Below are 24,327 nucleotides of genomic sequence, written 5' to 3'. Positions count from 1 at the left end.
CCACGCCGATGCAGCGCATGCTCGCCGGCGAGCTCTATCGCGCCGACGACGTGGAGATCCAGACGGCGCAGGCCGCCGCGCGCGAGTGGATGGTGCGCTACAACGCGGCGCTGTCGATGACGCCCGCGCAACGCCACGCGCTACTCGCCGAACGACTCGGCGCGGTCGGAGCCGGCAGTGAGATCCGCCCGCCGTTCCATTGCGACTACGGCTTCAACCTGCGTCTCGGCCGCGGCGTGTTCCTCAACTTCAACTGCGTGGTCCTCGACGTGGTCGAAGTCGAGATCGGCGACGGCACGCAGATCGGTCCCGCGGTGCAGATCTACACGGCCGATCATCCGCGCGATCCGGACGTGCGCCGCGAAGGCTGGGAGTTCGGTCGTCCCGTGCGGATCGGGCGCAACGTGTGGATCGGCGGTGGCGCGATCATCCTGCCGGGCGTGAGCATCGGCGACGATGCGCTGGTCGGCGCGGGCAGCGTGGTCACTCGCGATGTTCCCGCCGGCGCGACCGTGGCGGGCAATCCGGCCCGGGCCGTTCGCACCGCAGGCTGACGTCCACGCTGCATTGGTTCGCACGCGGCAACGCCATGTCGCCGCCCTCGGCCATTCCGCGGTAGTGCCCCAGCGCCGACAATCCTCCGCGCTTCGACCGCGACCTTAAAACCGTTTTAAAGAAGCGTTGCTGGAATGCTCCGTCGCAGGCGCTGCATCGCCGCCACGCAGGCGCGATGCCATCCTGTGCGCCCCCACCGGCAGCTTTGCCGCGGCCTCCACGACGGCCGCGGCGCTGTCGTCATCAGACTTCGGAAAACCCGCTCCATGAACCGCACCGGATGGCTGCTCCCGGCCGTCATCGCCTATGCCTGTGCCGGCGCCGTCCACGCGCACGGCCGCGAGGAATGCACCGACGGCCCCACCCGCCTGCCGCCCATCGTGAACCTGCGCGTCGACAACGACCTGCTCGGCGGACAGGACCAGGGTTACAGCAACGGCGTGCAGCTCACCCTGGTCTCGCCGAACCTGCGCGACTACACCGACGATCCCTGCATCCCGCGCCTGGCGCGCTGGGTCAACCGCCACCTCAACGCGCTGCAGCCCGAGACGTTCGAGCAGCAGAACATGATCGCGACGTTCGCGCAGGGCATCTTCACCCCCACCGATTTCAGTCGCAGCGACCTGATCGAGGACGACCGCCCGTACGTGGCGGCGCTGCTGGTCGGTCTGGGCTACAACGCGCGCGAAGGCGACCGTCTGCGCACCACGCAGCTGCAGTTCGGCCTGGTCGGCCCGGCCGCGCTGGGCAAGGAAGCGCAGGACGCGGTGCACCAGGTCACCGGCAGCGAGAAGTTCCGCGGCTGGGACAACCAGCTCGAGAACGAACCGGTGTTCCGCATCATCCACGAGCGCATGCATCGCTTTTCGTCCAGCGACGGCGCGCGCGGCTGGGGCTGGGACACGATCGCGCACTACGGCGGCAGCCTCGGCAACCTGGCGACGTACCTCAACGCCGGTGCGGAATTCCGTTTCGGCCGCAACCTGCCCGACGATTTCGGCAGCACGCCGCTGCGCCCGGCCGGCGAGAACACCGCGCCCACACGCGAGCCGCAGAGCCAGTACACGCCCGGCGCGCACCTGTTCGTCACGTTCGACACGCGCTGGGTGATGTACGACATCACGCTGGACGGCAACACCTTCCGCGACAGCCACAGCGTCGACAAGCGCCACGCCGTTGCCAACATCGGCTACGGCGTGGCACTGATGCGGCATCGCTGGAAGTTCGCGCTGGCGCGCTACCACGGCACCCGCGAGTACGACGGCCAGCGCGAGACGCCGGTGTTCGGCAGCTTCACGATCAGTCGCGCGTTCTGAGCGCAATAGAGCGAGCCTTTGCTTTCCCTTCTCCCCTTGCGGGAGAAGGTGGCGCGAAGCGCCGGAAGAGGGGTGCGTGCGCAGCGCGTGCTACCCCTCTCCCTGGCCGCCTTCGGCGGCCTATCCCTCTCCCGCAAGGGGAGAGAGGGCGCCACTCACGGCGAAGCGAGCTTCAACCCGATCAGGCCGGCGATGATCAGGCCGACGCTGATCATGCGCAGGGCGTTCACCGGCTCCTGGAACAGCACGATGCCGAGGATGACGGTGCCCACTGCACCGACGCCGACCCAGATCGCATACGCGGTGCCGACCGGCAGCGACTTCATCGCGATACCGAGCAGGCCCAGGCTGATCGCCATCGCCGCGACCGTGCCCACGGTGGGCCACAGGCGGGTGAAACCGTCGGTGTATTTCAGGCCGATCGCCCAGCCCACTTCGAACAGGCCGGCGAGTACGAGGATGATCCAGGGCATGGCAGTGTCTCCAATCGAATGCGGGGCCGTCCCCTGACGATGATGGAGCGGCGGGGTCGTCCCCGCTTCCTGCTGCACGCGGATTATTTCACAGCCGCGCCTGCGGCGGGTTCTCGTCGTAGCAGATGACGTTGCGGCCGAGGTTCTTGGCGCGGTACATCGCCGCGTCGGCACGCTCCAGCAGGCGCGCCGGCGTGTCGTCGAAGCGGCATTCGGCCACGCCCACGCTGAACGTCACGTTCAGGCCGTCGATGCCGGCCCACGATCCGTGCGCGCGGAACGTCTGCTGCAGGCGCTCGCAGATCGCGATCGCATCTTCCAGCGTCGTGTCCGGCAGCAGAAGCGCGAACTCCTCGCCGCCCAGGCGCGCGAGCAGGTCGGCCTCGCGACTGTCGACCGACATCAACCGCGCGGCCTCGCGCAGCACGGTGTCGCCGACGCTGTGCGAATGGGTGTCGTTGATGCGCTTGAAGTGGTCCAGGTCGATCAGCGCCAGGCACAGCGGATGTGCGCCGCGATGCGCCACGGCGATGTCGCGCCTGAGCACTTCGTCGAAGCGGCGGCGGTTCGGCAGGCCGGTCAGCACGTCCTCGCGCGCCTGCCGTCCGTAGGCGGCCGCCTGTTCGCGCAGGCGTTCGAGCAGCTGCACGCGGTCGCGGTCGATGGCGCGCAGCTGTTCGGCCTGCGATTCCAGATCGCGCGTGCGCTCGGCGACCAGTTTCACCAGGCGCTGGTTGCGCGTGCGGTAGCGCTGCAACAGATAGCGGTACAACGCGAACAACAGCAGCAGTACCGCGATCGCGAACAGCCCGCGCGTGTCGCTGCGCTGCCACCACAGCGGCTCGACGGTGAAGGCCCAGCTCGCGACCTGCGTGCTCCATGCGCCACTCGGATGCGCCGCCGCGACCAGCAGCACGTAATCGCCCGGCGGCAATCCGATGTACTCGACCGTGCGCTGCGTGCCGCGCTCGATCCACTGGTCATCCATGCCGACCAGCCGCGTGCGGTAGCGGATGCGATCGGAAAGCACGTAACTCAGACCGACGTAGGACACGCTCAGGCGCTGCCCGCCGGGCACGTCGCGCCGGTCGCGCCACGGGAACTCCGTGCTGCCGAGCCTGACGTCCTCGATCACCGCGGGCGGCGGAGGACGATTCGCGTAACGCTCCATCCGCGCCGGATCGACCATGCTCACGCCGCCCGCCGTTGCCAGCCACACCGAACCGTCGTGGCGCAGGATCGCCGACGGCGACGAGCTGCCGTTGCCCTGTGCGCTCGCCAGTCCGTCGGCCTCGGTGTAGCGCTCCGCGCGCAGCGGCAGCGCGGTGCCGTCGGCAGCGTCGCGCAATGCGTCCAGCGACACGCGCAGCACGCCACGGTTGCTGGTGATCCAGGCATGGCCGCGAAGATCGGGAACGAGCTGGAACACGGTGTCGACCGGCAGGCCCTGTTCGAGCCCGACGCGCACCGTGCGTCCGTCGCGATGGCGGTACAGGCCGCGATCGGTGGAAATCCACACGTCGCGCCCGACGGCATTGAAGCCGAACACCGAACGTGCGCCGCCCAGGCCTTCCACTTCGATGCGTTCGACACGATCGTCGCGCAACACGCTGGCGCCTTCGACCGAGCCGATCCACAACGCGTCGTCGATGCTCGCAAGCGCGGTGATCAACCCCTTCGGCAGCCCCGCGATCGCGGGCGTCCGCGCCTCGCCAGCGCCGTCCAGCGTGACCAGTCCGCGGTGCGTGCCGGCCCAGACCACGCCCGCGTCGTCGACCGCGATCGCGCGCACGTGGCCGCCCGGCAGGCCTTCCTCGACACCGTAGTGCCGCAGCAGGCTGCCTTCGCGCAGACGGAACACGCCGTCGGCGAACGTCCCTGCCCAGACATCGCCATCGTGGCCTTCAGCGATGCTCAGCACCGACACACCGTCGCCGTTGTCCGCGCGCAGCTGCATCGGTTCGATGCGTCCGTCGCGATGCATGTAGTCCAGCCCGCCACCACCGCCGATCCACAAGCCGCCGTGACGATCTTCCATCACCGCGCGCACGTAGTCGCCGGACAGCCCGTCGCGACGCGTGTAGCGGCCGAACAGCGTTTCGCGCAGGCGGAACAGACCGCCGTTGGCGCCGATCCAGATGTTGCCCTCGGCGTCTTCGAGCAGGCTGGCGATGCGCCCGTTGGGCAGCACGTCGCCGGCGCGCATCCATTCCACGCCGTGCCCGCCGATGCGGACCAGGCCGTGGTTCTCGGTGCCCAGCCACAGCCCACCGTTGCGGTCGCGCAGCATCGCGGTGAAGTGGCCCAGGCCCGGCAGGTGCTGCGCCAGTCGCGGCGTTCCGTCGCGCACTTCGAACACGCGCTCGTCCGCGGTGAGCCACAGCGAGCCGTCGGGCGCGCGATACGGCCAGACCAGTCCGTCTGGAAGTCCCCACTCGGCCGGCGCGCGATGCCAGCGGCCGTCCGGTTCGCGAATCGACAGGCCATCGAGAGCGCCGATCCAGATGCGCTCCTGCGCGTCGATGGCGATGCGCGGGAAAGCGGCGGCGAGCGGAACGCCCGCGGGCGGCGCGAAGTATTCGAATCCGTTGTCGGGATCGAGGCGGCCCATGCCGTGGCCTTCGAACAGCAGCCACAGCCGGCCCTTGCCGTCCATGACCATGTCCAGGATCAGCGCCTGCGGCCATGCGCCGGTGCGTTCCCAGAACCGCCATTCCCCGTCGGGTTCCTGTCGGCCTAGGTTGCCGCGCGAATCGGTCAGCCACAGGCGGCCGCGCGGATCGACGTAGAGCGCGCCGATACCGTTGTCGCGCAGCGCCGGATGCGTGCCGCGCCCGATCACGGTGAAGTCGATGCCGTTGTAGCGCACCGCGCCTTCCCAGGTGGCGAACCACAGGTGGCCTTCCGGTGTCTGCGCGATGTCGCGCAGCGAGTTGTGCGGCAGGCCGTTGCGCGAGGTCCACGCATCGACGACGTAATCGCGCAGTGGCGGCGGTCCGGACGCGGCGAACGCCCACGACGCGAGCGGCATCAGCCAGGCCAGGCAGCATGCGACCAGACAGCATGCGGCCAGCCCGAGCGCTCGCACGCGGCGTCGCTTGTCGATCCCCCCAACCCGCATCAGTCCCCGATCCCCTCAACTGCCGCAGGCGTTAACGGCGCCGCGACCGCGAACATTAACCGCGCTGGCGCACGGCCTCGAACAGGGTCACGCCGGCGGCCACGGAGACGTTCAGGCTTTCCACGCCGAGTCCGTCCGCGCCGGGCATCGGGATCTTCACCAGGCTGTCGCAGTTCTCGCGGGTCAGCCGGCGCAGGCCGTCGGCTTCGCCACCGAGCACGAGGCCGACGTTGCCGGTGAGGTCCAGCGAATACAGCGAATCCGTCGCCTCGCCGGCCAGTCCGTACAACCACACGCCGAGCTTCTGCAGGTCGCGCATGGTGCGCGCGAGGTTGGTCACCGGGATCACCGCGACGCTGTCGGCCGCACCGGCGGAGGTCTTGCGCACGGTCGCGTTGACCTGCACCGACTTGTCCTTGGGGATGATCACCGCGGTCACGCCTGCGGCAGCGGCGCTGCGCAGGCATGCGCCGAGGTTGTGCGGATCCTGCACGCCGTCGAGGACCAGCACCAGCGCACGGCCCTGTGCACCCTCGATCAGGGCTTCCAGCTCGTTCTCGTTCCAGGTCTTGGCTGCGGCGTAGCGCGCGACCACGCCCTGGTGGCGCAGGTTGCCGACCACGCCGTCGAGCGCCTGCGTGGCGACGCGGCGCACGTCGATGTCCAGCCGCCGCGCATTGCTCTCGATCTCGGTCAGGCGCGGGTTCTTCGCCCCGGCTTCGATCAACACTTCACGCACGTGCGAGGCATCGTGCTCCAGGGCCGCCGACACGGCGTTGATGCCGGCGATCCATTGCTTCTGGCTCATGGTTCTCTCTCGTTCCCGCGCGCGCCCGGCGCGCGGCGATGGTCAGTAGGGAATCTTCTTCCGCTTCGCCGGCTGCCCCCGTGGCGGGAGCGCTTTGGCGTCGCGTTCCTGCGCCAGGCGGAAATCGATCTTGCGTTCCTCGACGCTGGCCTTCATCACCACGATGCGGACGCGGTCGCCGAGGCGGAACTCGCGGCCGCTGCGCTCGCCGGACAGCGTCTTGCGGATAGGATCGAAATGATAATAGTCGTGGGGCAGCTGGGTCACGTGGACCAGGCCGTTCACCTTCGACCCGTCCAGTTCGACGAACAGGCCGAAGCTGGTCACGCCGCTGATGACGCCCTCGAACTCGCCGCCCACGTGCTGTTCCATCCACGCGGCACGGTAGCGCTCGTCGACCTCGCGCTCGGCCTCGTCGGCGCGGCGCTCGCGCTCGGAACACTGCAGGGCCAGCGCGGCCATGTCGCTGGGCGAATACCGGTACTTCTCCGGCTTGCCGCTGGCCAGCGCGTGCTTGATCGCGCGGTGCACGAGCAGGTCGGGGTAACGGCGGATCGGCGAGGTGAAGTGCGCGTAGGCTTCCAGCGCCAGGCCGAAGTGGCCGACGTTGTCTGGCGAATACACCGCCAGCGACTGGCTGCGCAGCAGCACCGATTCGATCAGCGCCGCATCGGGACGCTCGCGGATCTTCTTCAGCAGCGAGGTGAAGTCGCGCGGTTCCAGCTTGCCCCACGGCGGCATGCGCAGGCGGAACTCGCGCAGGAACTCCTGCAGGTCCGAGTACTTCTGTTCCGGCGGCTTGTCGTGGATGCGGTACGGCGCGGGCACGCGGTGCGCGATCAGGTACTTCGCCGCCTCCACGTTCGCCGCGATCATGCATTCCTCGATCAGCTTGTGCGCGTCGTTGCGCTGGAGCATGCCGGCCTGCACGACTTCGCCCTTCGCGCCCAGCACGAAGCGCACCTCGCTGGATTCGAACTCGATCGCACCGCGCTGCTCGCGCGCCTTCGACAACACGTGGTAGAGCTGGTGCAGGCGCTCGACGCTGGGCATCAGCGAGCCGATCTGCGCACGCGCCTCGGCCTTTTCCTCGTCGAGCACGGTGTCGCCCACCGCGTTCCAGACCTGCGTGTAGGTCAGGCGCGCGTGCGAGTTCATCACTGCTTCGTAGAACTTCGACTTCGTGACCTGTCCATCGCGGTCGATCTGCATGTCGCAGACGAAGCACAGCCGGTCGACCTTAGGGTTGAGCGAGCAGATGCCGTTGGACAGCGTCTCCGGCAGCATCGGCACGACGAAGCCGGGGAAGTACACGGACGTCGCGCGCTTCTGCGCTTCGTCGTCCAGTGGCGTGCCGGGACGCACGTAGTGCGAGACGTCGGCGATCGCCACGACAAGGCGGAAGCCGTTGCGGTTGGATTCGCAGTAGACCGCGTCGTCGAAGTCCTTGGCGTCCTCGCCGTCGATGGTGACCAGCGGCAGTTCGCGAAGGTCCACGCGCTGCGCCGCGGTCGCGGCGTCGACGGTGAGCGGCACCGCAGCGGCTTCGTCGAGCACCGGCTGCGGGAATTCGTGCGGGATCTCATGCCCGTGAATCGCGGCCTGCACGGCCAGCGACGCGGTCAGGCGATCGCCGAGCACCGCCAGCACGCGACCGATCGGCGGGCGCTGCGGATCCGGTGCCTGCAACAGTTCGCACACCACGAGCTGTCCGTTCTGCGCACCCAGGCGTTCGTCCGGCGGTATCTGCACGTTGCGCTGGATGCGACGGTCGTCGGGCACGACGTAGCTGATGCCGGCCTCCAACACGAAGCGGCCGATCAGGCGGTTGAGGCGGCGCTCGAGCACGCGCAGGATCGCGCCTTCGCGACGGCCGCGTCGATCCACGCCGGTCACGGAGGCCAGTACGCGGTCGCCATGCATGGCCTTGCGCATTTCCAGCGGCGGCAGGAACAGGTCGTCGCCACCGGACTCCAGGCGCAGGAAGCCGAAACCGTCCGGATTGGCGATCACCACGCCCGGCACGAGGTCGAGCTGCCGGGCCGGCAGGAATTCGCCGACACGATTGCGCAGCAGCTGGCCGTCGCGAACCATCGCGCCCAGGCGCTTGCCGAGCGCGTCGAAACGGTCGGGCTCGGACAGGCCCAGGCGCTGCGCGAGCTCTTCGGCCGGCATCGGACCGTCGGCCTGCATCAGGATCTGCAGGATCACCTCGCGGCTGGCGATGGGCTGCTCGTAGCGGGCGGCTTCACGCGCAGCGTGGGGATCGTGGTAGGCGCCGCCCCGGGAGGGTGCACCGCGGCCGCGCGGCGGTGGCGGCGGGAGGTCGGGCATCCAGCCGGGTCGCTTGGATTTCGGCGCTCCCTTGCCCGGCTTCGCGGGACGGGAGGCGTCGGACTTGCGGGATGGCGCCTTGGGCGACGCGGACTTCGGGCCGCCGGACTTCCCCCGGCTCGGTGTTTTCTTGGTCATCGCGCGAATGGTCGCACATCGGCATGAACACGGTGTCGCGGAGGCGCACGGGCCGCCTCCCGACACCGGCCCCGCATGGCGGGTTCAAAGCTTCGGCGGGTCGTAGTAGATCATCACGCGAACGTCGTCCAGATCCGATTCTGCCGGATCCTTCTGCGACACGTGCGCGTAGCGGATGCGGAACAGCAGCCCCTGCAGGAAGCCGTCCGGTATCGCCCACTGGAAGTTGAAGTCGTACTCGTCCTTGGCGTACTCGGTGGGCGATTGCGGATCGCTGCCATCGACGTACAGCGCGTAGACGCTGGCGCCCTTGATCCACGGGAAGGTGTAGCCGGCGCGCAGCATCCATGCGTCCTCGCCGTCGCGGTTGAAATCCTCGACCTGCACGCTGGTGTAACCGGGATAGCCGCTCCACGGGTTCTGCATGTTGGTGTCGCCGCCCGCACTGGTGTAGGCCGCGGTGAACAGCGCGCCGCCCCAGGCGAGCTCCGCCTTCGCGCCCCACTGGTCGGAGGAGAAGTTGGTGCCACGCAGCAGATCGTCGCCGGTGCTGGCCTGGTCGGAATACTGCGCGGCGAGCGCGAGTTTCAGCTTCTCGCCCAGCGGGATCGCGTACTTCGCCTCGGTGTAGAAGATGTTGATGATGTCGTCGCTGTAGTAATCGATCGCACCGATGGAGAGGTCGCCCATCTTGAAGTTGCCGCCGAGCGCGTACACGCCGCGCTCGGTACCGGCAGGCGCGCCGGCATCGGTGGCCATCGAGACGAACTTGTCCGAGTTGCGCTCCTTGATCTCGTCGACGTAGCCGCCGCCCACGCGCCATTCAGGCCGTCCCTCATCGCCGCCGTAAAGGCCTTGCACGGTGATGAGTTCGAACGTGTTCGGCGTCATGCGCGCGTCATTGCGATTGAGATACGGCGTGTCGATGCCGCGACGGCCGACAGTCAGCCGCGTGTCGTCGTTGATCAGGAACTCGCCGTAGACTTCGCCGAGTACCGTGTAACCCTCCTGCCCCGACTTGAGCAGCAGCGTGCCGTCCTTGTCCTCCGGGCCGTACAGCTTCTGCGAGGTATACCCGGTCGCGCCGAAGGCGAAACGATCGCGGAAATAGCCGGTCTTGAAACCGAGCGAGCCGCCCAGTGCCCACGCTTCGCTCTGGGTGTCGTCGTACTTGTAGCGATCCAGGTAGAACGAACGGATCTGCAGGTCCCACTTGGTGTCCTGGAACGCCTTGCGCCGCGTCTCGCGCACCCACTCCGCGCGATCGCGCGGAGCGAATGCCTCGTCGATGGGCGTCTGGCCCTGCTCGGTGGACGTCGGCGCCTGCTCGACGTACTCGTCATCCTCGACCGTCGCCGCCGGTGGCGGCGAGGTCGTCGTCTGCGCGCCGGCCTGCGACGGCGCGAGCAGCGCGGATGCCAGTACGCAGGCCACGAACAACGGCGTGCGCGATGGGTTGCGATACGCGTTCATGTCGCCTCCTGCGGTTTACTGCGAAAGCACCATCGCGAAGTAGCCGAACACCGTGTACAGCACGCCCGAAATCGCATAGCCGACCGGGAAGCCCACCCACGGCACGGTGCTGTTGATTTCCTTGGCCGCTTCGCGTGCCGGACCGGAATGCGAGCGCGAGCCCGCGACGCCGCCCATCAACACCGCCGGGTTGATCTTGAAGAAGTGGTAGCCGATCGCCCAGGTGATGAACGGTGGGATCGTGCTGGCGACGAAGCCGGCGAGGAAGATCTTCAGCGCGATCGAACCGGTCAGCTGCTCGAGCAGCGTCGCGCCGGCGTTGATGCCGACGATGGCGATGAAGGTCACCAGACCCAGGTCTTCGAGGATGTTGCGCGCCGCGTTCGGCGTGCTGCCGAAGTAGCGCAGGCGCGACACGATCGACGAAACGAAGATGCCCGACAGCAGCAGGCCGCCGGCATTGCCAAGGCCCACCGAGAAATCGCCGACCGGCACGTTGATCTTGCCGATCAGCAGGCCCAGCACCATGCCCGCCGACAGCGTGAGCAGGTCGGTGGAAGTACTCGGACGCGCGACCTTGCCGAGCAGTCCCGCCGCCTTGTCCACCGCGCTCTTCAGGCCAGTCACGAAGACGACGTCGAGGCGCTTGAGCTCGGTATCCGCGCCGACCGGGATCGGCTCGCCCGAACGCTCCAGCCGCGTCACCTGCAACTGGCCGGCGAAGTCTTCCGTCGCCAGCGTCTTCAGTGGCTTGCCTTCGAAGGCCTTGTCGGTCACCAGGATCTCGGCCTGGTCCAGCGGCACGTTCAGCGCCTTGGGATCGTCGATCTCGGAACCGATCAGTCCCAGGTTGGCGGTCAGGTCTTCGAGCCGTCCACCGAGTGCGATCACGTCGCCACGCTGCAGGACGACATCGGGCGACGCGCCGAGCGACTCATCGCCGCGCCGCACGTTGGCGATGCGGTACTGCGGATAGGTCTTGCGGAACTGCGCGATGCTCTGCCCCGCGGTCTGGGCATTGTCGAGCCGGTACGCACGCAGGCCACCGCCGCGATAACCGGTGAGCGCGGCATCGTCGACGTTGCGCACGCCGTGTTCCTGCTCGTACTCGCGCGCGGCCTTGGCCGCGTCCACGCCCCACCAGCGCGGCAGGTACTTGCAGATCAGGATGATGCCGACCGTGCCCCAGATGTAGGTCACGCCGTAACCGAGCGCGATCATGCCCGACACCTGTTCGGCCGTCGTGCCCGCGGGCAACTTGTACGCGCCCTGCTCCACGGCCATCTCGGCGGTGCCGATCGCGGCGGACATCGTCTGCGAACCGGCCAGCACGCCACCGGCGGCGCCGGCGGGAAGATCGAATATCTTCGACATGAACACCACCAGCCCCAGACCGAGGAACGAGCAGATCACGGCGAGGATGGTGAAGGTGATGCCGTCCTTCTTCAGGCTGTTGAAGAACGCCGGGCCCACGCGCAGTCCGACGCCGTACATGAAGAGGTAATAGAAGAGCGACTTGGCGAAGTTGTCGAGCTGCAGCTTGACGCCGTAGGTCGAAGCCCACGTCGCCAGCGCCGCACCCACGACCACGGCGGCGGCGACCATGCCCAGCCCGTAGCCCTTCACCGAGAACTTGCCGACCAGCACCGCCATGCCCACCGTGAAGAACAGCAGGATGTAGGGGTTGTCGGCGAGGAACTGGAAGAATCCTTGCATGGCGGCTGCCTCCGAACGTGGCGATTAATGCGTCGAACCGGCGCGACGGCCGGCGAGCGACGACGGCTTGATCAGCTTGATGCCCTGCGCGGCGTGGTAGCCGTGGATTTCCTTCACGTCGAGCTTGCGCATGAAGGCGATGGTGTCGGCGGTGATCACCTGCCCCGGCACCATGATCGGGAAGCCCGGCGGATACGGGATCACGAAGTTGGCCGAGACCATCTCCGGGCCTTCACGCAGGCGCTTGTCGACCTCTTCGCTGCCCAGCTTCACGAACTCGCAGTTGTCCTCCTCGTAGGCCATGAAGAACGCGGGCCGCATGTGGCCCTCGTTGCTCGCCCCGGCGGGATCGTCGCGGAACGCATCGTGGAAACGGCTGAAGTTCGGCAGGTCCGGGACATCCGTCATCAGCGACTTGACCCGGTCGTCGAACACCCTCTGCCCGATCGAGCCTTCCTGCGACAGGCGCGACTCGATCTCGCGCGACAGGTCCGCCAGCGCCTTGATCAGCAGGGCTGCATCGCTGTGCGTGTTGTTGATGTTGGTCTGCACCAGCACGCTGTTGCGCGAGGTCTTGTTGATCTGGATGTCGAAACGTTCCGCGAGCATCCCCTTGAACTGGGTGCCGTCGAAGCCGGCCGCGCCGCAGATCAGGGTCAGGCGCGTCGGATCCAGCGCGAACTCATCTCGATCCCATGCTTCCACCGCCTGCGCCCAGGTCGAATGCGGCGGGCCATAGTCCTTGATTCCGGACTCGCGGAACTCCGCCGGCACCATGTCCTCCGGCGTCGCCACGCGGAAGTACTTCGAGATCAGCGGATGGTTGTTCACCGCGGCGCGGATCTTTAGCGCAAGGTCGGTCATGCGCATCGTCAGCGCGTAGCCTTCCAGCTCCATCTGCCGGCGCGCGAGGTCGAGCGACGCGATCAGCTGCAGGTTCGGCGATGTCGAGGTATGCGCGAAGAACGCCTCCTCGAACGGCCCCTCGACGTGGTGGAAGTCGTCGTCCCACACCAGCATCATCGAACCCTGCCGGAACGCCGACATCGACTTGTGCGTGGAGTTGGTCTGGTAGACGCGGATGCGCACCTTGTCCGGATCGGGGAGCGGGTGCTCGTCGAGCAGCGCGGCATCGGTGGGATCCAGTTCGCCGCGCTTCGCCTTCCACGCCTCGTACTCCTCGCGATAGGCCTTGCTGCGGTAACGCGCCGTCAGCGCCGCGGCCGCGCCCATCGCGCTGCGGCGGCGATGCAGGGGATTGAAGCGCGCGAAGCCGAACCACGCCTCGTCCCACAGGAAGATCAGGTCGGGCTTGATCGCCAGGCATTCCTCCATCACCCGGCGCGGGTTGTACATGTGGCCGTCGAAGGTGCAGTTGGTCATGTCGATGACCTTGACCCGGTCGAGCTTGCCGCCCGCGGCGCAGTCGATCAGTGCCTGCTTGATGGTGCGAAGCGGGACCGCGCCGTACATCGAGTACTGCGTCAGTGGGAACGCCTCGACGTAGTACGGCTGCGCACCGCTGAGCACGAAGCCGTAGTGATGCGACTTGTGGCAGTTGCGGTCGACGATGACGATGTCGCCCGGCTTGCATACCGCCTGCACGACGATCTTGTTCGACGTCGACGTGCCGTTGGTGCCCAGGTACGCGCGTTTGGCGCCGAACGCGCGCGCAACCGCTTCCTGTGCGCGCTTGATGTTGCCGGTGGGCTCCAGCAGGCTGTCGAGGCCGCCGGTGGTCGCGGAGGATTCGGCGAACAGGATGTTGGTGCCATAGAAGTGGCCCATGTCGCGGATCCAGTTGGATCCGAAGATCGACTTGCCGCGCGCGATCGGCAACGCATGGAAGGTACCGATGGGACGCATCGCGTACTTCTTCAGGTTGTCGAAATACGGCGTCTCGTAGCGATCCTTGATCCCGTCGAGGATCGACAGGTGGATCTCCATCGGTTCCTCGACGTGGTGGAAGATCCGTCGAAGCGATGCCGCTTCCTCGCTTCCTGCCAGCGCCTCGGGCGAGCGGTCGGACAGGAGGTACAGGTCGAGTTCGGGACGGTAGCCGCGGATCGTCCGCGCCAGCGTCAGCGACAGGGCACCCGGTGCGACTTCGTCCTTGCGCGTATGGATGTAGCGCGACAGGAACTCTTTCAGGTCGGGAATGTCGTGGCGCGAGGCATAGCCGAAGCCGTCGACGAGCACCACCGCCTGCACGTCGGGGTTGACCATGACCGTCAGCGCGGCGTCCTCGAAACTGCCGGCATGCACGGCTGCGTAGTGGAAGGGATCTTCCGGGCGCCGCATGCGGCGCATTTCCTCTTTCGAACGCGCCCACTGCGCCGGATCGCTGGGCGTGACGACGAGGACTTCGAAGTACGGCTTGTCCTGCGTTCCCGCAATGTCCGGCGGCAGCGCATCCAGCACGCTGCGGTCGATTTCCTCATCGGTATCCCAGACATGCTCGTCGCGCCGATAGTCGCCGGAGAGGATCGCCGCAGAGATCTTGCGCGCCAGTCGCGAGAACAGCGCTGCATCGCCGCGATCGAACGCCTCGCGCAACGCGATGAGCAGGCGTTCGCCCGGATACGCCCAACAGTGCTCCAGGCGCAGCACGTCATCGAAGGCTTCCTGGCAGCGGTCGCGCAATCCTGCGGCGGCGTCGCTGCTCGCGGACGCCCATGCGCGCGCGGTCGCGTTGAGTTGCCTCCATTGATCGGCGCGCAGCGAAGCGGCGACCACGACATGCGACAACCTGGGCTGGGAATCCTTGTTCATGGCGCGCTCCAGACCTTTCCGCGGACGCACGATGCGCCGGCGGCTCTGCACCCCTGCGCCGGCAAGGCTAGGACGGCGCCGGGGAGTTCGAAATTGGCCCTTGGCCCTATGTCGACCGGTATCACGGCCGGTGCGCGCCGGCCATTCGTCGTGCATGGCACCTGCGGGCACTCCCTTGGCATGGGACTTGGCGGCGCGAGGTTCACGCATGCATAACGTTGTGGACCTCCTTCTATGGCGACCGCCCCCGCCGGAAGGTCATGCAAGGCGCCCTTCACATCGCCGCGTGTTGCCTGACGGTGGCCGTGGCTGCGGCCGCGGGGCCCGCGGTCGCGGCGGAACGGGCATCGCCGCGCCAGCTCATGCAGGAAGGCCGAACCGCGTTGCAGGCAGGCGATCCCTACCTCGCGTTGCGCAAGGTCGCCCTCGCTCGCGAACTGGAACCGGCGAATCCGGACATCCGCCGTGCCCTCGCGGACGTCCTGATGCAACTCGGTGCGCCGCAGGGCGCCGCGCGCGCGCTCGGTACGCAGGACGACCTGGGCATCCGCATCGGCCAGGCCACCGAGGCCGTGCGCTGGGGCGAGCAGGTCGATGGTCCCGATCCCGCATACCCTTTCGCCGGCACCGATGCGGCGATCGCGAAGCTGGACGAATTGATCGCGGATGTGAGCTCGATGCCGACGCCGGATGCGGGCGCGCTGCGTCGTCTGCAGTGCGATCGAGTCGTCGCGCTGCGCAACCGCGAACGCTGGGCCGAAGCGCTCTCGCTCGCCGACGAACTCGAACAGGCCGGACCTTTACCGTCCTACGTGCGCCAGGCGCAGGCCGATGCGTTGCTCGCCACCGAGCAGCCCGAGCGCGCGCTCGCTGCCTATGGCGACGTGCTCGCAGCGGATCCACGCAATCGCGACGCACGCGCCGGGCTGTTCTATGCGCAGGTCGAGAGTGAGGATTTCGACGCAGCGTTCGCGACCGTCGATGCGCTCGCCGCGGAAGGTGCGCCGATGCGCCGCGTCGGCGTATCGCGAGGCGAGTCGTCCGATCCGGACTGGCTCGACGCGCAGCTGTTGCGCGCGCAGGCACGGCGATACGCCGACATGCTCGCCGATGCGTGGCAACTGCTCGATCCGCTGGTTGCGTCGGCGCCGGCCGCGCCGTACCTGCGCATGGAACGAAGCGAACTCGCCGGTGCGCGCGGGTGGCCGCGCCTTGCGCATGAGGAAGCCCGGATCGCGCACAGTCTCGCGCCGGACGCGCCCGGCGCGCGGCAGGTGCTGGCCGACGCCGAAATGCGTCGTCGTCAGTGGAACGCCGCCGAACGGCACGCGCGCGAGGCCGCCGCGCTGCGGCCGGACAATCCGCAGGTTCATCGCCTGCTCGCGGACATCGAGGCGCATCGCGATGCACAGCTGCTGTTGGCCATCGCGCCAAGGCGCGCCGACGGCGGCGGTCGCAATGCGCCCGGCGATGGCATCTCCGCGTCGGCGCGCGTGTACACGCCGCCGCTTGCGGAGCGCTGGCGCCTGCTCGCCGCGGCCGAACGGGAACTCGACGAGCCTGAAGGCGAACACCTCAGCCGCAATCGTTACGGCGCGGGCATCGAAGGACGCTGGCCCGACGTGACCTTCGAACTGGTGGGCTGGGCGAACCGTGGCCTGCTCGATCACGGCGGTGCCGATGCCAGCGTGCAATGGCAGCCGGACGACCACTGGACGTTGATCGGCGAGTTGCAGGCGTTTTCCGCAAACACGCCACTGCGCGCGATCGAAGCCGGCGTACGCGCCGACGCGGCGAGTCTCGGCGTCGTCCATGCCTGGAACGAAAAGCGCGTGGCATCGGCGTCGCTGACCACGCTCGATTTCACCGATGGCAATCGTCGCTGGCAGCTGAGCGCGGATTACACCGGCACGATCGTCGACCGCCCCACGCTCGATGTCCTGCTTCGTCCCGCGCTCTATGCCTCGCGCAACTCGCTGCGCGACGCGCCCTACTTCAACCCGGAGCGCGACGCCTCGATCAGCCTCGGCGTCGACGTTCGTCATCTCATCTGGCGACGCTACCAGCGCAGCCTGCGCCAGCGGCTGCTCGCCACCCTCGGCGGGTACTGGCAATCGGGTTTCGACAGCGACGTCATCGGCGGCGTGGAGTATTCGCAGACGTACAGCCACGATCCCCGTAGCGAGTGGAACTACGGCGTCGCATGGACGCGCGCCACCTACGATGGAGATTCCGAGCGGTCGCTGGTTGCCTTCGTACGCCTGGACCAGAGGTTCTGAGGCCGTGAACGTTCGCACCACCCTCGCCGCGCTGTCGATCCTCACTCTGCTCGCGCTACCGGTTCGCACGACGGCGCAGGAGCCATCGCAACCCTTCGTATCCATCGCGCTGCACGACGTGGTCGACACACGGGCGGAACTGGACGAGGACGCGATCACCAGCGACCGCCTCGTCGCTCTCTTCGAATGGCTGGCGGGAAACGGCTGGACCGCGATCTCGCTGGACGACATCGAACGCGCACGCACCGGTGCGAAGCCGCTGCCACCGCGCGCGATCCTCATCACCGTCGACGATGGCCGGCAGAGCCTGTACGCGCGGGTGTATCCGCTGGCGCTGGCGTATCGCACGCCGATCGTGGCGGCGATCGTCGGTTCGTGGATGGACACGCCGGCCAATGCGTCGGTGCGCTACGGCGAACGCAACCTGCCGCGCACGGGCTTCATCAGCTGGGCGCAGGCGCGCGAGATGCAGGCATCGGGGTTGGTCGAGTTCGCCTCGCACAGCCATGCGCTGCATGACGTCGTGATCGCCAACCCCCAGGGGAACGTGCTGCCAGCCGCGCAGAATCTCGCCTTCGCGAACGGCCGATACGAAAGCCCCGCCGCCTTCCGCACGCGTATCGACACTGACCTTGTGCGATCGCGCGAACGCATGCGCGAGGAACTCGGTCGCGCGCCGCGTGCGATCGCGTGGCCCTATGGCCGCTACAACCAGGATGCGCTCGACGTCGCGACCAGCCGTGGATTCCGCTTCGCCCTGACGCTCTCGCCCGCTCCCGCCGATGCCGCGCACCCGCTCGATATCGGACGCTTCCTGCCGACCGGCGATCCGCTTCTCGGCATCACCGTCGCCAACCTGCGCTTCGAGGATCCGTGGCCCGCTGCGCGCCGCGTCGTCGAAGTCGATCCGGCGCGCGTGTTCGATGGCGATGCCGAGGCCAGCAACGCGCGTCTCGGGCGGGTGATCGAACGACTCGTCGCGATCGGCGCGACCCATGTCGCGATCGACGCGGCCACGCTGTCGGCCGATGGCCGCATCGACGGCACGTGGTTCCCGACCTCCTTGCTGCCGGTGCGCAACGATGTACTGCCGCGACTGGCCGCGCAGATGCGCGCGCGTGCCGGCGTCAGCGTGGCGGTCCGTCTTCCGCATATCGCGGTGCTCAGGACATTGGGCGATGAACAGCGCGCATTGGCGCTGTACGCGGACCTCGCGCGACACGTGCCGTTCGAAGCGATGCTGCTGGAAGACGTTGATGCGCTGGGCGAAAGCACCGCGAGCGCGCAGGACGATCCCGCGGATGTGAGGGCCCGGCGCCAGGCGAGTGACAGCGCGGGGTGGCGTCGCGAGGACGCATTCGCACTGCAGGCGTTCCGCATCGCCGAACGGACGCGATCCGGTCTGGAACTGTTCTGGCTCGCGCCATCGACGCATCCGCTGGACCGTCCGTCGGGCTTGGCCGAACTGACGCTGGTACCGCGCGGTTTCGATGCGGCGATGTTGCCCGCGACGCCGCGACTCGACGTACCGCTGTCCCGACGCACAGGGCTGTGGTGGACGACGGATTCGCGCGTCGATCCCGCCGCACTGGTGCGCGCCATGCGCGCGTTCCAGGTCGATGGCGGCACCGTGTTCGGCTGGCGACCGGACGATCCGCTGTCCGATACTCCGAAGGCCGCGATCGTCGCGCCCGCGTTCTCGTCGCGCGATGCTCCCCTGCGGAGGCAAGGGCCATGAACTGGAGTTCACTCCGCGTATGGCTCGAATTGCTCTGCTTCGGCTATCCGTACGCGATGGCGTGGTACTGGATGATTGGCGGCGTTCTCTTCCACCTGCTGCGCGAGCGCAAGGAACCGCGCTTCGACATGCCGCCGCCTCTGGCGCAGCATCCGCCGGTCTCGGTCCTGGTGCCCTGCCACAATGAAGCGCAGCAGATCGCGGAAACCCTGGCCGCACTGGATGCATCGACGTATCCGGATTTCGAGATCATCGCGATCGACGATGGCTCCACGGACGGCAGCAGTGCTCTTTTGGATGAGCTTGCCACGCGCTACCCCCGCCTGCGCGTGGTGCACCTGGATCGCAACCGCGGCAAGGGCGCGGCGCTGAACTTCGGCGCTACGACCGCCCGGAGCGAATTGCTGCTCTGCATCGACGGCGACACCCTCCTCGATCCGCATGCCATCACCTGGGTCGTGCGGCGTTTCCAGAACGATCCGCGCATCGGTGGCGTGACCGGAAATCCGCGCATTCGCAACCGGAGCACGCTGGTCGGCCGGCTGCAGGTCGGTGAGTTCTCCGCGATCGTCGGCCTGATCAAACGTGCGCAGAGGATTTACGGCTCGCTGTTCACCGCATCGGGCGCAATCAGTGCGTATCGCAAGCGCGCCCTGCACGATGCCGGCTGGTGGTCGCCCCACACCGTTACCGAGGATGTCGACATCAGCTGGCGCCTGCAGATGACGGGCTGGCAGATGGCGTTCGAGCCGAAGGCGCTGGCATGGATCCTGACGCCGGAAACCGTCCGTGGCCTGTGGCGACAGCGCCTGCGCTGGGCCGAAGGCGGTGCCGGCGTCGCGCTGCGTGCCACGCCGCAACTGTTGCGCGGGCACGGCGCGCGCATGTGGCCGCTGTGGCTCAACTGGCTGGTGTCGGTGATGTGGGCCTACGCAATGCTGCTGGTGATCGCGCTCGGCCTGGTCGATACGTGGAACGTGGGCCGGTTCATGGGACTGCGCGGCATCGGCTTCCTGCCGGGCCAGTTCGGGATGGTGCTGGCGTTCTACTACCTTCTGCAGGCGCTGGTTGCCGTCGCACTCGACCGTCGTTACGAGTACGGCATGATGCGCGCGCTGTTCTGGGTGGTGTGGTACCCACTCGTGTTCTGGACCCTGCAGGCGGCGACAGCGGTGGTCGGCTTGCCGCTGGCATTGATGCGCGGGGATAAAGGGCGCTGGACCAGTCCGGACCGGGGCTTCCGCTGATGATGAAATGGCCGCCCATCATCGAGAACGCGCGCCTGCCGATGTGGATGCGGTTGCGCGACTTCGTGCTCACTCTGCTGGCATGGCTGGTACTGCTGTACCTGTTGCGCGACATGATGACCGCGGGGGGCTACTGGGTGCTCGACCGGTTCGGCATCGAACACCCCGTCCCACCGTGGCCGGCCGGCAAGATCCTGCGCGACCTGGCTCCGTTCATGGGAGTGGTGCTGCTGCTGGTCGGATGGCTTGCGGCATTTGCGCTGGTGCGCTGGCGGCGCCTGATCGACACGAGGGAGGCCCTGTCGCAGCCGGACCCGCTGGAGCCCGCGGTCCAGGCGGACGCTCTCGGCCTTTCCCGGACCGACGGCAGCGCGCTGCAGGATTCCCGGGTGATGGTCGTGCACCTGCGCGAGGATGGCACGGTATCGGGCGTGGAGCCCCGCGGCCCGGATCGCCCGGCCGGCTGAACAGCGGCCTCGACCGGGATCTCCCGGAGCGCAGGCAACAAAAAACCCCGCAGTGCGGGGCTTCTGGATTTTCCGGTCGTCGTGCGATTTCCGGAAACTTTGTGTTGGTGCCCAGGAGAGGACTCGAACCTCCACGGTTTTACCCGCTAGTACCTGAAACTAGTGCGTCTACCAATTCCGCCACCTGGGCATTCTCGTCCGGTTTGCGCCGTGCGAGGCCGCGTATGTTGCGGTGCGAGGGACGCGTTGTCAACGCCCCGTGACAGAAAATTTTCATCCGGCCCGACGCGGCACGCCCACCCTGACCGCCGATGAAACGCAAGCCCCGGTCCTGTCTCATTGTCGCAGGCGTCCGGGTTGATGCGTCCGGCGTTCGGGGCTATGTTCGTTGGACAACACTGATCTGCGGGCGACGCACCCGGGTGCGTCGCCCGCACTGCTTTGGAGACAGGTATGTCCGTTCCGACCACCCCGCCCCTTCTGCTCTCGCGCCTTGACGTGGAGCGCATCGAATCGCTGCTCGAACAGCCCATCGCGCAGGGCATCGACACCTCCGCGCTGGAGGCCGAGTTGGAGCGCGCGGAAATCGTCGAGCCGGCGCAGATGCCGCCCGACGTGATCACCATGAATTCGACCGCGCGCTTCCTCGACGAAACCAGCGGCGAGGAGCACGAGATCACCCTGGTCTTCCCGCGCGATGCCGACGGCAGCCACGACAAGGTGTCGATCTTCGCCCCGGTCGGCAGCGCGCTGCTGGGCCTGCGCGTGGGCGCGAGCATCGAGTGGCCGGGTCCGGGTGGGCGCGTCATCCGCCTGCGCGTGCTGTCGGTCCGCTACCAGCCCGAGGCCGCCGGCGAACTGCACCGCTGAGTCCGTGCGGCATGCACGGCTCCTGCGCCAGCGCCGCCGCTAGAATCAGCCGCTGAGAATCGATTCACCCAGAATCGACACACGACTTTCGCAGGCCCTCCACGCTCCATGAACGACACCGTACGTCCGGCCTTCCACGGCTTCGAACAGATCCCGCTGCGCGAATACGCCGAGCGCGCGTACCTCGACTACTCGATGTACGTCGTGCTCGACCGCGCCCTGCCGTTCCTCGGCGACGGGCTCAAGCCGGTGCAGCGCCGCATCATCTATGCGATGAGCGAGCTGGGGCTCAATGCCGCCTCCAAGCCGAAGAAGTCCGCGCGCACCGTCGGCGACGTCATCGGCAAGTACCACCCGCATGGCGACAGCGCCTGCTACGAGGCGATGGTGCTGATGGCCCAGCCGTTCTCGTACCGGTATCCGCTGATCGAGGGCCAGGGCAACTTCGGCTCCACCGACGATCCCAAGTCGTTCGCGGCGATGCGCTACACCGAGGCCAAGCTGACGCCGATCGCGGAAGTGCTGCTGGGCGAACTCGGCCAGGGCACGGTCGACTGGACTCCCAACTTCGACGGCACGCTGGACGAACCGAGCTGGATGCCGGCGCGCCTGCCCCACCTGCTGCTCAATGGCACGACCGGCATCGCGGTGGGCATGGCGACCGACGTGCCGCCGCACAACCTCAACGAAGTCGTCAGCGCCTGCGTGCGCCTGCTCGACGATCCGGATGCGACCACGCGCGACCTGTGCGAACACGTGCGCGGCCCGGACTATCCGACGTCGGCGGAGATCATCACGCCTGCGGCCGACCTCCTGCAGATGTACGAGACCGGCCTGGGCAGCGTGCGCGCCCGCGCGGTCTACGAGAAGGACGGCAGCAACCTCGTCATCACCGCCCTTCCCTACCAGACCTCGCCGGGCAAGGTGATCGAACAGATCGCCACGCAGATGCGCGCGAAGAAGCTGCCGTGGCTGGAGGACATCCGCGACGAGTCCGACCACGCCAATCCCACGCGCATCGTGCTGGTGCCGCGCAGCAACCGCGTCGATGCCGAACAGCTGATGGGCCACCTCTTCGCCACGACCGACATGGAGAAGAGTTTCCGCGTCAACTTCAACGTGATCGGCGCGGACGGTCGTCCGCAGGTGAAGGGTCTCAAGACGCTGCTCAGCGAGTGGCTGGCGTTCCGCTCCGAAACGGTGACGCGCCGCCTGCGGCATCGCCTGGAAAAGGTCGAGCGCCGCCTGCACCTGTTGGAAGGTCTGCTAGTCGCATTCCTCAACCTGGATGAAGTGATCCGCATCATCCGCACCGAGGACGAACCCGCACCGGTGCTGATGAAGCGCTTCAAGCTCACCGAGGACCAGACCGACTACATCCTCGAGACGCGCCTGCGCCAGCTCGCGCGTCTGGAAGAAATGAAGATCCGCGGCGAGCAGGACGAACTGCTCGCCGAACGCGAGCGCATCGTCGCCACGCTCGACAGCAAGGCCAAGCTGAAGAAGCTGGTCAAGGACGAGCTGATCGCCGACGCCAAGAAGTTCGGCGACGCGCGCCGTTCGCCGCTGGTCTCGCGCGGCGCGGCGCAGGCGCTGTCCGAAACCGAACTGGTCGCGAGCGAACCGATGACGGTGGTGATCAGCGAGAAGGGCTGGGTGCGCGCGGCCAAGGGTCACGACATCGACGCCGCCTCGTTGAGCTACCGCGAAGGCGATGAGCTGCTCGCCGCGACGAAGAGCCGCAGCACGCAGCAGGTCGCGTTCCTCGATTCGACCGGCCGCGCTTATTCGACCGTGGTGCACTCGCTGCCGTCGGCGCGCGGCAACGGCGAACCGCTGACCGGCCGCTTCTCGCCGGCGCCGGGCGCGTCGTTCCAGGCGCTGGCCAGCGGCGACAACGACACGCGCTTCGTGCTCGCGTCCAGCCACGGCTATGGCTTCGTCACCCGCTTCGAGAACCTCACCGGCCGCAACAAGGCCGGCAAGGCGATGCTGTCGCTGACGCCGGGCGCGAAGGTCGTGCAGCCGGCGCCGGTGGGCGACGTCGGCCAGGATCGCATCGCGGTGGTGACCAACGTCGGCCATCTGCTCGCGTTCCCGGTCGGCGAACTGCCGGAACTCGACAAGGGCAAGGGCAACAAGCTCATCGACATCCCGAAGGCGAAGCTCGGCACCGAGCGCGTGGTCGCGGTCGCGGTCGTCGCGCCCGGCGGCACGCTGGTGGTGAAGTCCGGCGCGCGCACGATGTCGCTGTCGTTCAAGGACCTGGACGAGTACCTCGGCGCCCGCGCGACGCGCGGCGGGCTGCTGCCGCGAGGTTGGCAAAAGGTCGAAGGCCTGGCGGTCGAGTAAGCCGATGCAGCCGGACTTCTGGCACCAGCGCTGGCAGGACAACCAGATCGGTTTCCACCAGGACCAGCCGACGCCGCTGATGCTCAAGCATTGGTCGTCGCTGCAGGTACCGACGGGCGCGCGCGTGTTCGTGCCGCTCGCGGGGAAGACCCGCGACATGGCGTGGTTCGCGTCGCAGGGTTATCGCGTGCTGGGCGTGGAGCTGTCGAGGATCGCCGTGGAGGCGTTCTTCGAAGAACACGGCCTCACGCCCGCCGTGCGCGAATCGCGCTACGGAACGCATTACGAGGCCGGCAACGTCGAACTCGTGTGCGGCGATGCGTTCGCCCTGGACGCGGCGGCGCTGGCCGATTGCAGCGCAGTGTTCGATCGCGCGGCACTGATCGCGCTGCCGCCCGCGCTGCGCGAGCGTTACGTGCACGAGCTCCATGCACGCCTGCCGTCCGGCTGTTGCGGGTTGCTGATCACGCTGGAGTATCCGCAGCATGAGAAGGACGGCCCGCCCTTCAGCGTGATCGAGGACGAAGTGCGTTCGCTCTACGCGCGCGACTGGAACGTCACCACGCTGGAACGCCGCGCCATCCTCGAACAGCAACCGAAGTTCGCCGAGGAAGGCGTGACCGCGCTCGACACCGTGGTCTACCGTCTGCAGCGCAGGGATTGAACGA

16 protein-coding genes and 1 tRNA gene are annotated in these 24,327 nt (G+C 67.8%); 9 read left to right on the top strand and 8 right to left on the bottom strand.

What is annotated here, in order from left to right; translation table 11 throughout:
• Nucleotides 1-8 precede the first annotated feature (8 nt).
• On the top strand, nt 9-554 hold the full coding sequence (locus FOF45_RS12625; RefSeq protein WP_158987487.1) for a sugar O-acetyltransferase: 546 nt from the start codon (nt 9-11) through the stop codon (nt 552-554).
• Between the two features lie 267 nt (nt 555-821).
• A complete protein-coding gene (locus tag FOF45_RS12620) occupies nt 822-1,871 on the top strand; it encodes a lipid A deacylase LpxR family protein (protein ID WP_158985399.1) in 1,050 nt (349 codons plus the stop codon).
• A 155-nt stretch (nt 1,872-2,026) separates the two neighbouring features.
• On the opposite strand, the gene sugE is transcribed toward FOF45_RS12620, so the two are convergent.
• The 7 genes from sugE to FOF45_RS12585 all read right to left on the bottom strand — a co-directional run bounded on the left by sugE (nt 2,027) and on the right by FOF45_RS12585 (nt 14,706).
• The gene (sugE, locus tag FOF45_RS12615) at nt 2,027-2,344 is read right to left on the bottom strand and encodes a quaternary ammonium compound efflux SMR transporter SugE (protein WP_158985397.1); all 318 of its coding nucleotides are present in this window, start codon (nt 2,342-2,344) and stop codon (nt 2,027-2,029) included.
• 88 nt (nt 2,345-2,432) lie between these two features.
• The gene (locus tag FOF45_RS12610; protein ID WP_233264227.1) at nt 2,433-5,375 is read right to left on the bottom strand and encodes a diguanylate cyclase; all 2,943 of its coding nucleotides are present in this window, start codon (nt 5,373-5,375) and stop codon (nt 2,433-2,435) included.
• A 145-nt stretch (nt 5,376-5,520) separates the two neighbouring features.
• Complete coding sequence (rlmB, locus tag FOF45_RS12605; RefSeq protein WP_158985394.1) at nt 5,521-6,273, bottom strand: 23S rRNA (guanosine(2251)-2'-O)-methyltransferase RlmB; 753 nt, start codon at nt 6,271-6,273, stop codon at nt 5,521-5,523.
• A 42-nt stretch (nt 6,274-6,315) separates the two neighbouring features.
• On the bottom strand, nt 6,316-8,745 hold the full coding sequence (rnr, locus tag FOF45_RS12600; RefSeq protein ID WP_158985392.1) for a ribonuclease R: 2,430 nt from the start codon (nt 8,743-8,745) through the stop codon (nt 6,316-6,318).
• 84 nt (nt 8,746-8,829) lie between these two features.
• Nucleotides 8,830-10,218 carry an OprD family outer membrane porin gene (locus tag FOF45_RS12595; RefSeq protein WP_158985390.1) on the bottom strand — a complete coding sequence of 463 codons (1,389 nt, stop codon included), beginning with the start codon at nt 10,216-10,218 and terminating at the stop codon, nt 8,830-8,832.
• Between the two features lie 15 nt (nt 10,219-10,233).
• Entirely contained in the window at nt 10,234-11,934 is a 1,701-nt protein-coding gene (locus tag FOF45_RS12590; RefSeq protein ID WP_158985388.1) for an aspartate:alanine exchanger family transporter, read from the bottom strand.
• Nucleotides 11,935-11,958: 24 nt separating this feature from the next.
• Nucleotides 11,959-14,706, bottom strand: a complete 2,748-nt coding sequence (locus FOF45_RS12585) for an aminotransferase class I/II-fold pyridoxal phosphate-dependent enzyme (protein WP_158985386.1) — start codon at nt 14,704-14,706, stop codon at nt 11,959-11,961.
• Nucleotides 14,707-14,966: 260 nt separating this feature from the next.
• Here FOF45_RS12585 and pgaA point away from each other — a divergent pair, with 260 nt between their 5' ends.
• Genes pgaA through pgaD form a run of 4 tightly spaced genes read left to right on the top strand, consistent with a single transcriptional unit; the run spans nt 14,967 to nt 20,437 of the window.
• Nucleotides 14,967-16,985 (top strand): poly-beta-1,6 N-acetyl-D-glucosamine export porin PgaA, encoded by a 2,019-nt coding sequence (gene pgaA / locus FOF45_RS12580; RefSeq protein ID WP_158985384.1) that lies wholly within the window; start codon nt 14,967-14,969, stop codon nt 16,983-16,985.
• A gap of 4 nt (nt 16,986-16,989) precedes the next feature.
• The gene (gene pgaB, locus FOF45_RS12575) at nt 16,990-18,723 is read left to right on the top strand and encodes a poly-beta-1,6-N-acetyl-D-glucosamine N-deacetylase PgaB (RefSeq protein WP_158985382.1); all 1,734 of its coding nucleotides are present in this window, start codon (nt 16,990-16,992) and stop codon (nt 18,721-18,723) included.
• On the top strand, nt 18,720-19,970 hold the full coding sequence (pgaC, locus tag FOF45_RS12570; RefSeq protein ID WP_158985380.1) for a poly-beta-1,6-N-acetyl-D-glucosamine synthase: 1,251 nt from the start codon (nt 18,720-18,722) through the stop codon (nt 19,968-19,970). The genes pgaB and pgaC overlap by 4 nt, the downstream gene beginning before the upstream one ends.
• Before the next feature lie 2 nt (nt 19,971-19,972).
• Nucleotides 19,973-20,437: a poly-beta-1,6-N-acetyl-D-glucosamine biosynthesis protein PgaD gene (gene pgaD, locus FOF45_RS12565; protein ID WP_158985378.1), complete on the top strand. Its 465-nt coding sequence runs from the start codon at nt 19,973-19,975 to the stop codon at nt 20,435-20,437.
• Nucleotides 20,438-20,542: 105 nt separating this feature from the next.
• Here the strand turns inward: pgaD and FOF45_RS12560 are convergent.
• Nucleotides 20,543-20,627: transfer RNA gene (locus tag FOF45_RS12560), tRNA-Leu, on the bottom strand.
• Nucleotides 20,628-20,890: 263 nt separating this feature from the next.
• On the opposite strand from FOF45_RS12560, the gene rnk reads away from it, so the two are divergent.
• The 3 genes from rnk (at nt 20,891) to FOF45_RS12545 (ending at nt 24,323) form a co-directional block, all read left to right on the top strand.
• Entirely contained in the window at nt 20,891-21,307 is a 417-nt protein-coding gene (rnk, locus tag FOF45_RS12555; RefSeq protein ID WP_158985375.1) for a nucleoside diphosphate kinase regulator, read from the top strand.
• A gap of 108 nt (nt 21,308-21,415) precedes the next feature.
• The gene (gene parC, locus FOF45_RS12550) at nt 21,416-23,659 is read left to right on the top strand and encodes a DNA topoisomerase IV subunit A (RefSeq protein ID WP_158985373.1); all 2,244 of its coding nucleotides are present in this window, start codon (nt 21,416-21,418) and stop codon (nt 23,657-23,659) included.
• Between the two features lie 4 nt (nt 23,660-23,663).
• The gene (locus FOF45_RS12545) at nt 23,664-24,323 is read left to right on the top strand and encodes a thiopurine S-methyltransferase (RefSeq protein WP_158985371.1); all 660 of its coding nucleotides are present in this window, start codon (nt 23,664-23,666) and stop codon (nt 24,321-24,323) included.
• Nucleotides 24,324-24,327 lie beyond the last annotated feature (4 nt).

This window comes from Lysobacter panacisoli (assembly GCF_009765165.1).
GTDB classification, from domain to species: Bacteria; Pseudomonadota; Gammaproteobacteria; order Xanthomonadales; family Xanthomonadaceae; genus Lysobacter_J; species Lysobacter_J panacisoli.
The sequence above is the reverse complement of the archived record's forward strand: the minus strand, read 5'-3'. Positions and strand labels throughout refer to the sequence as shown.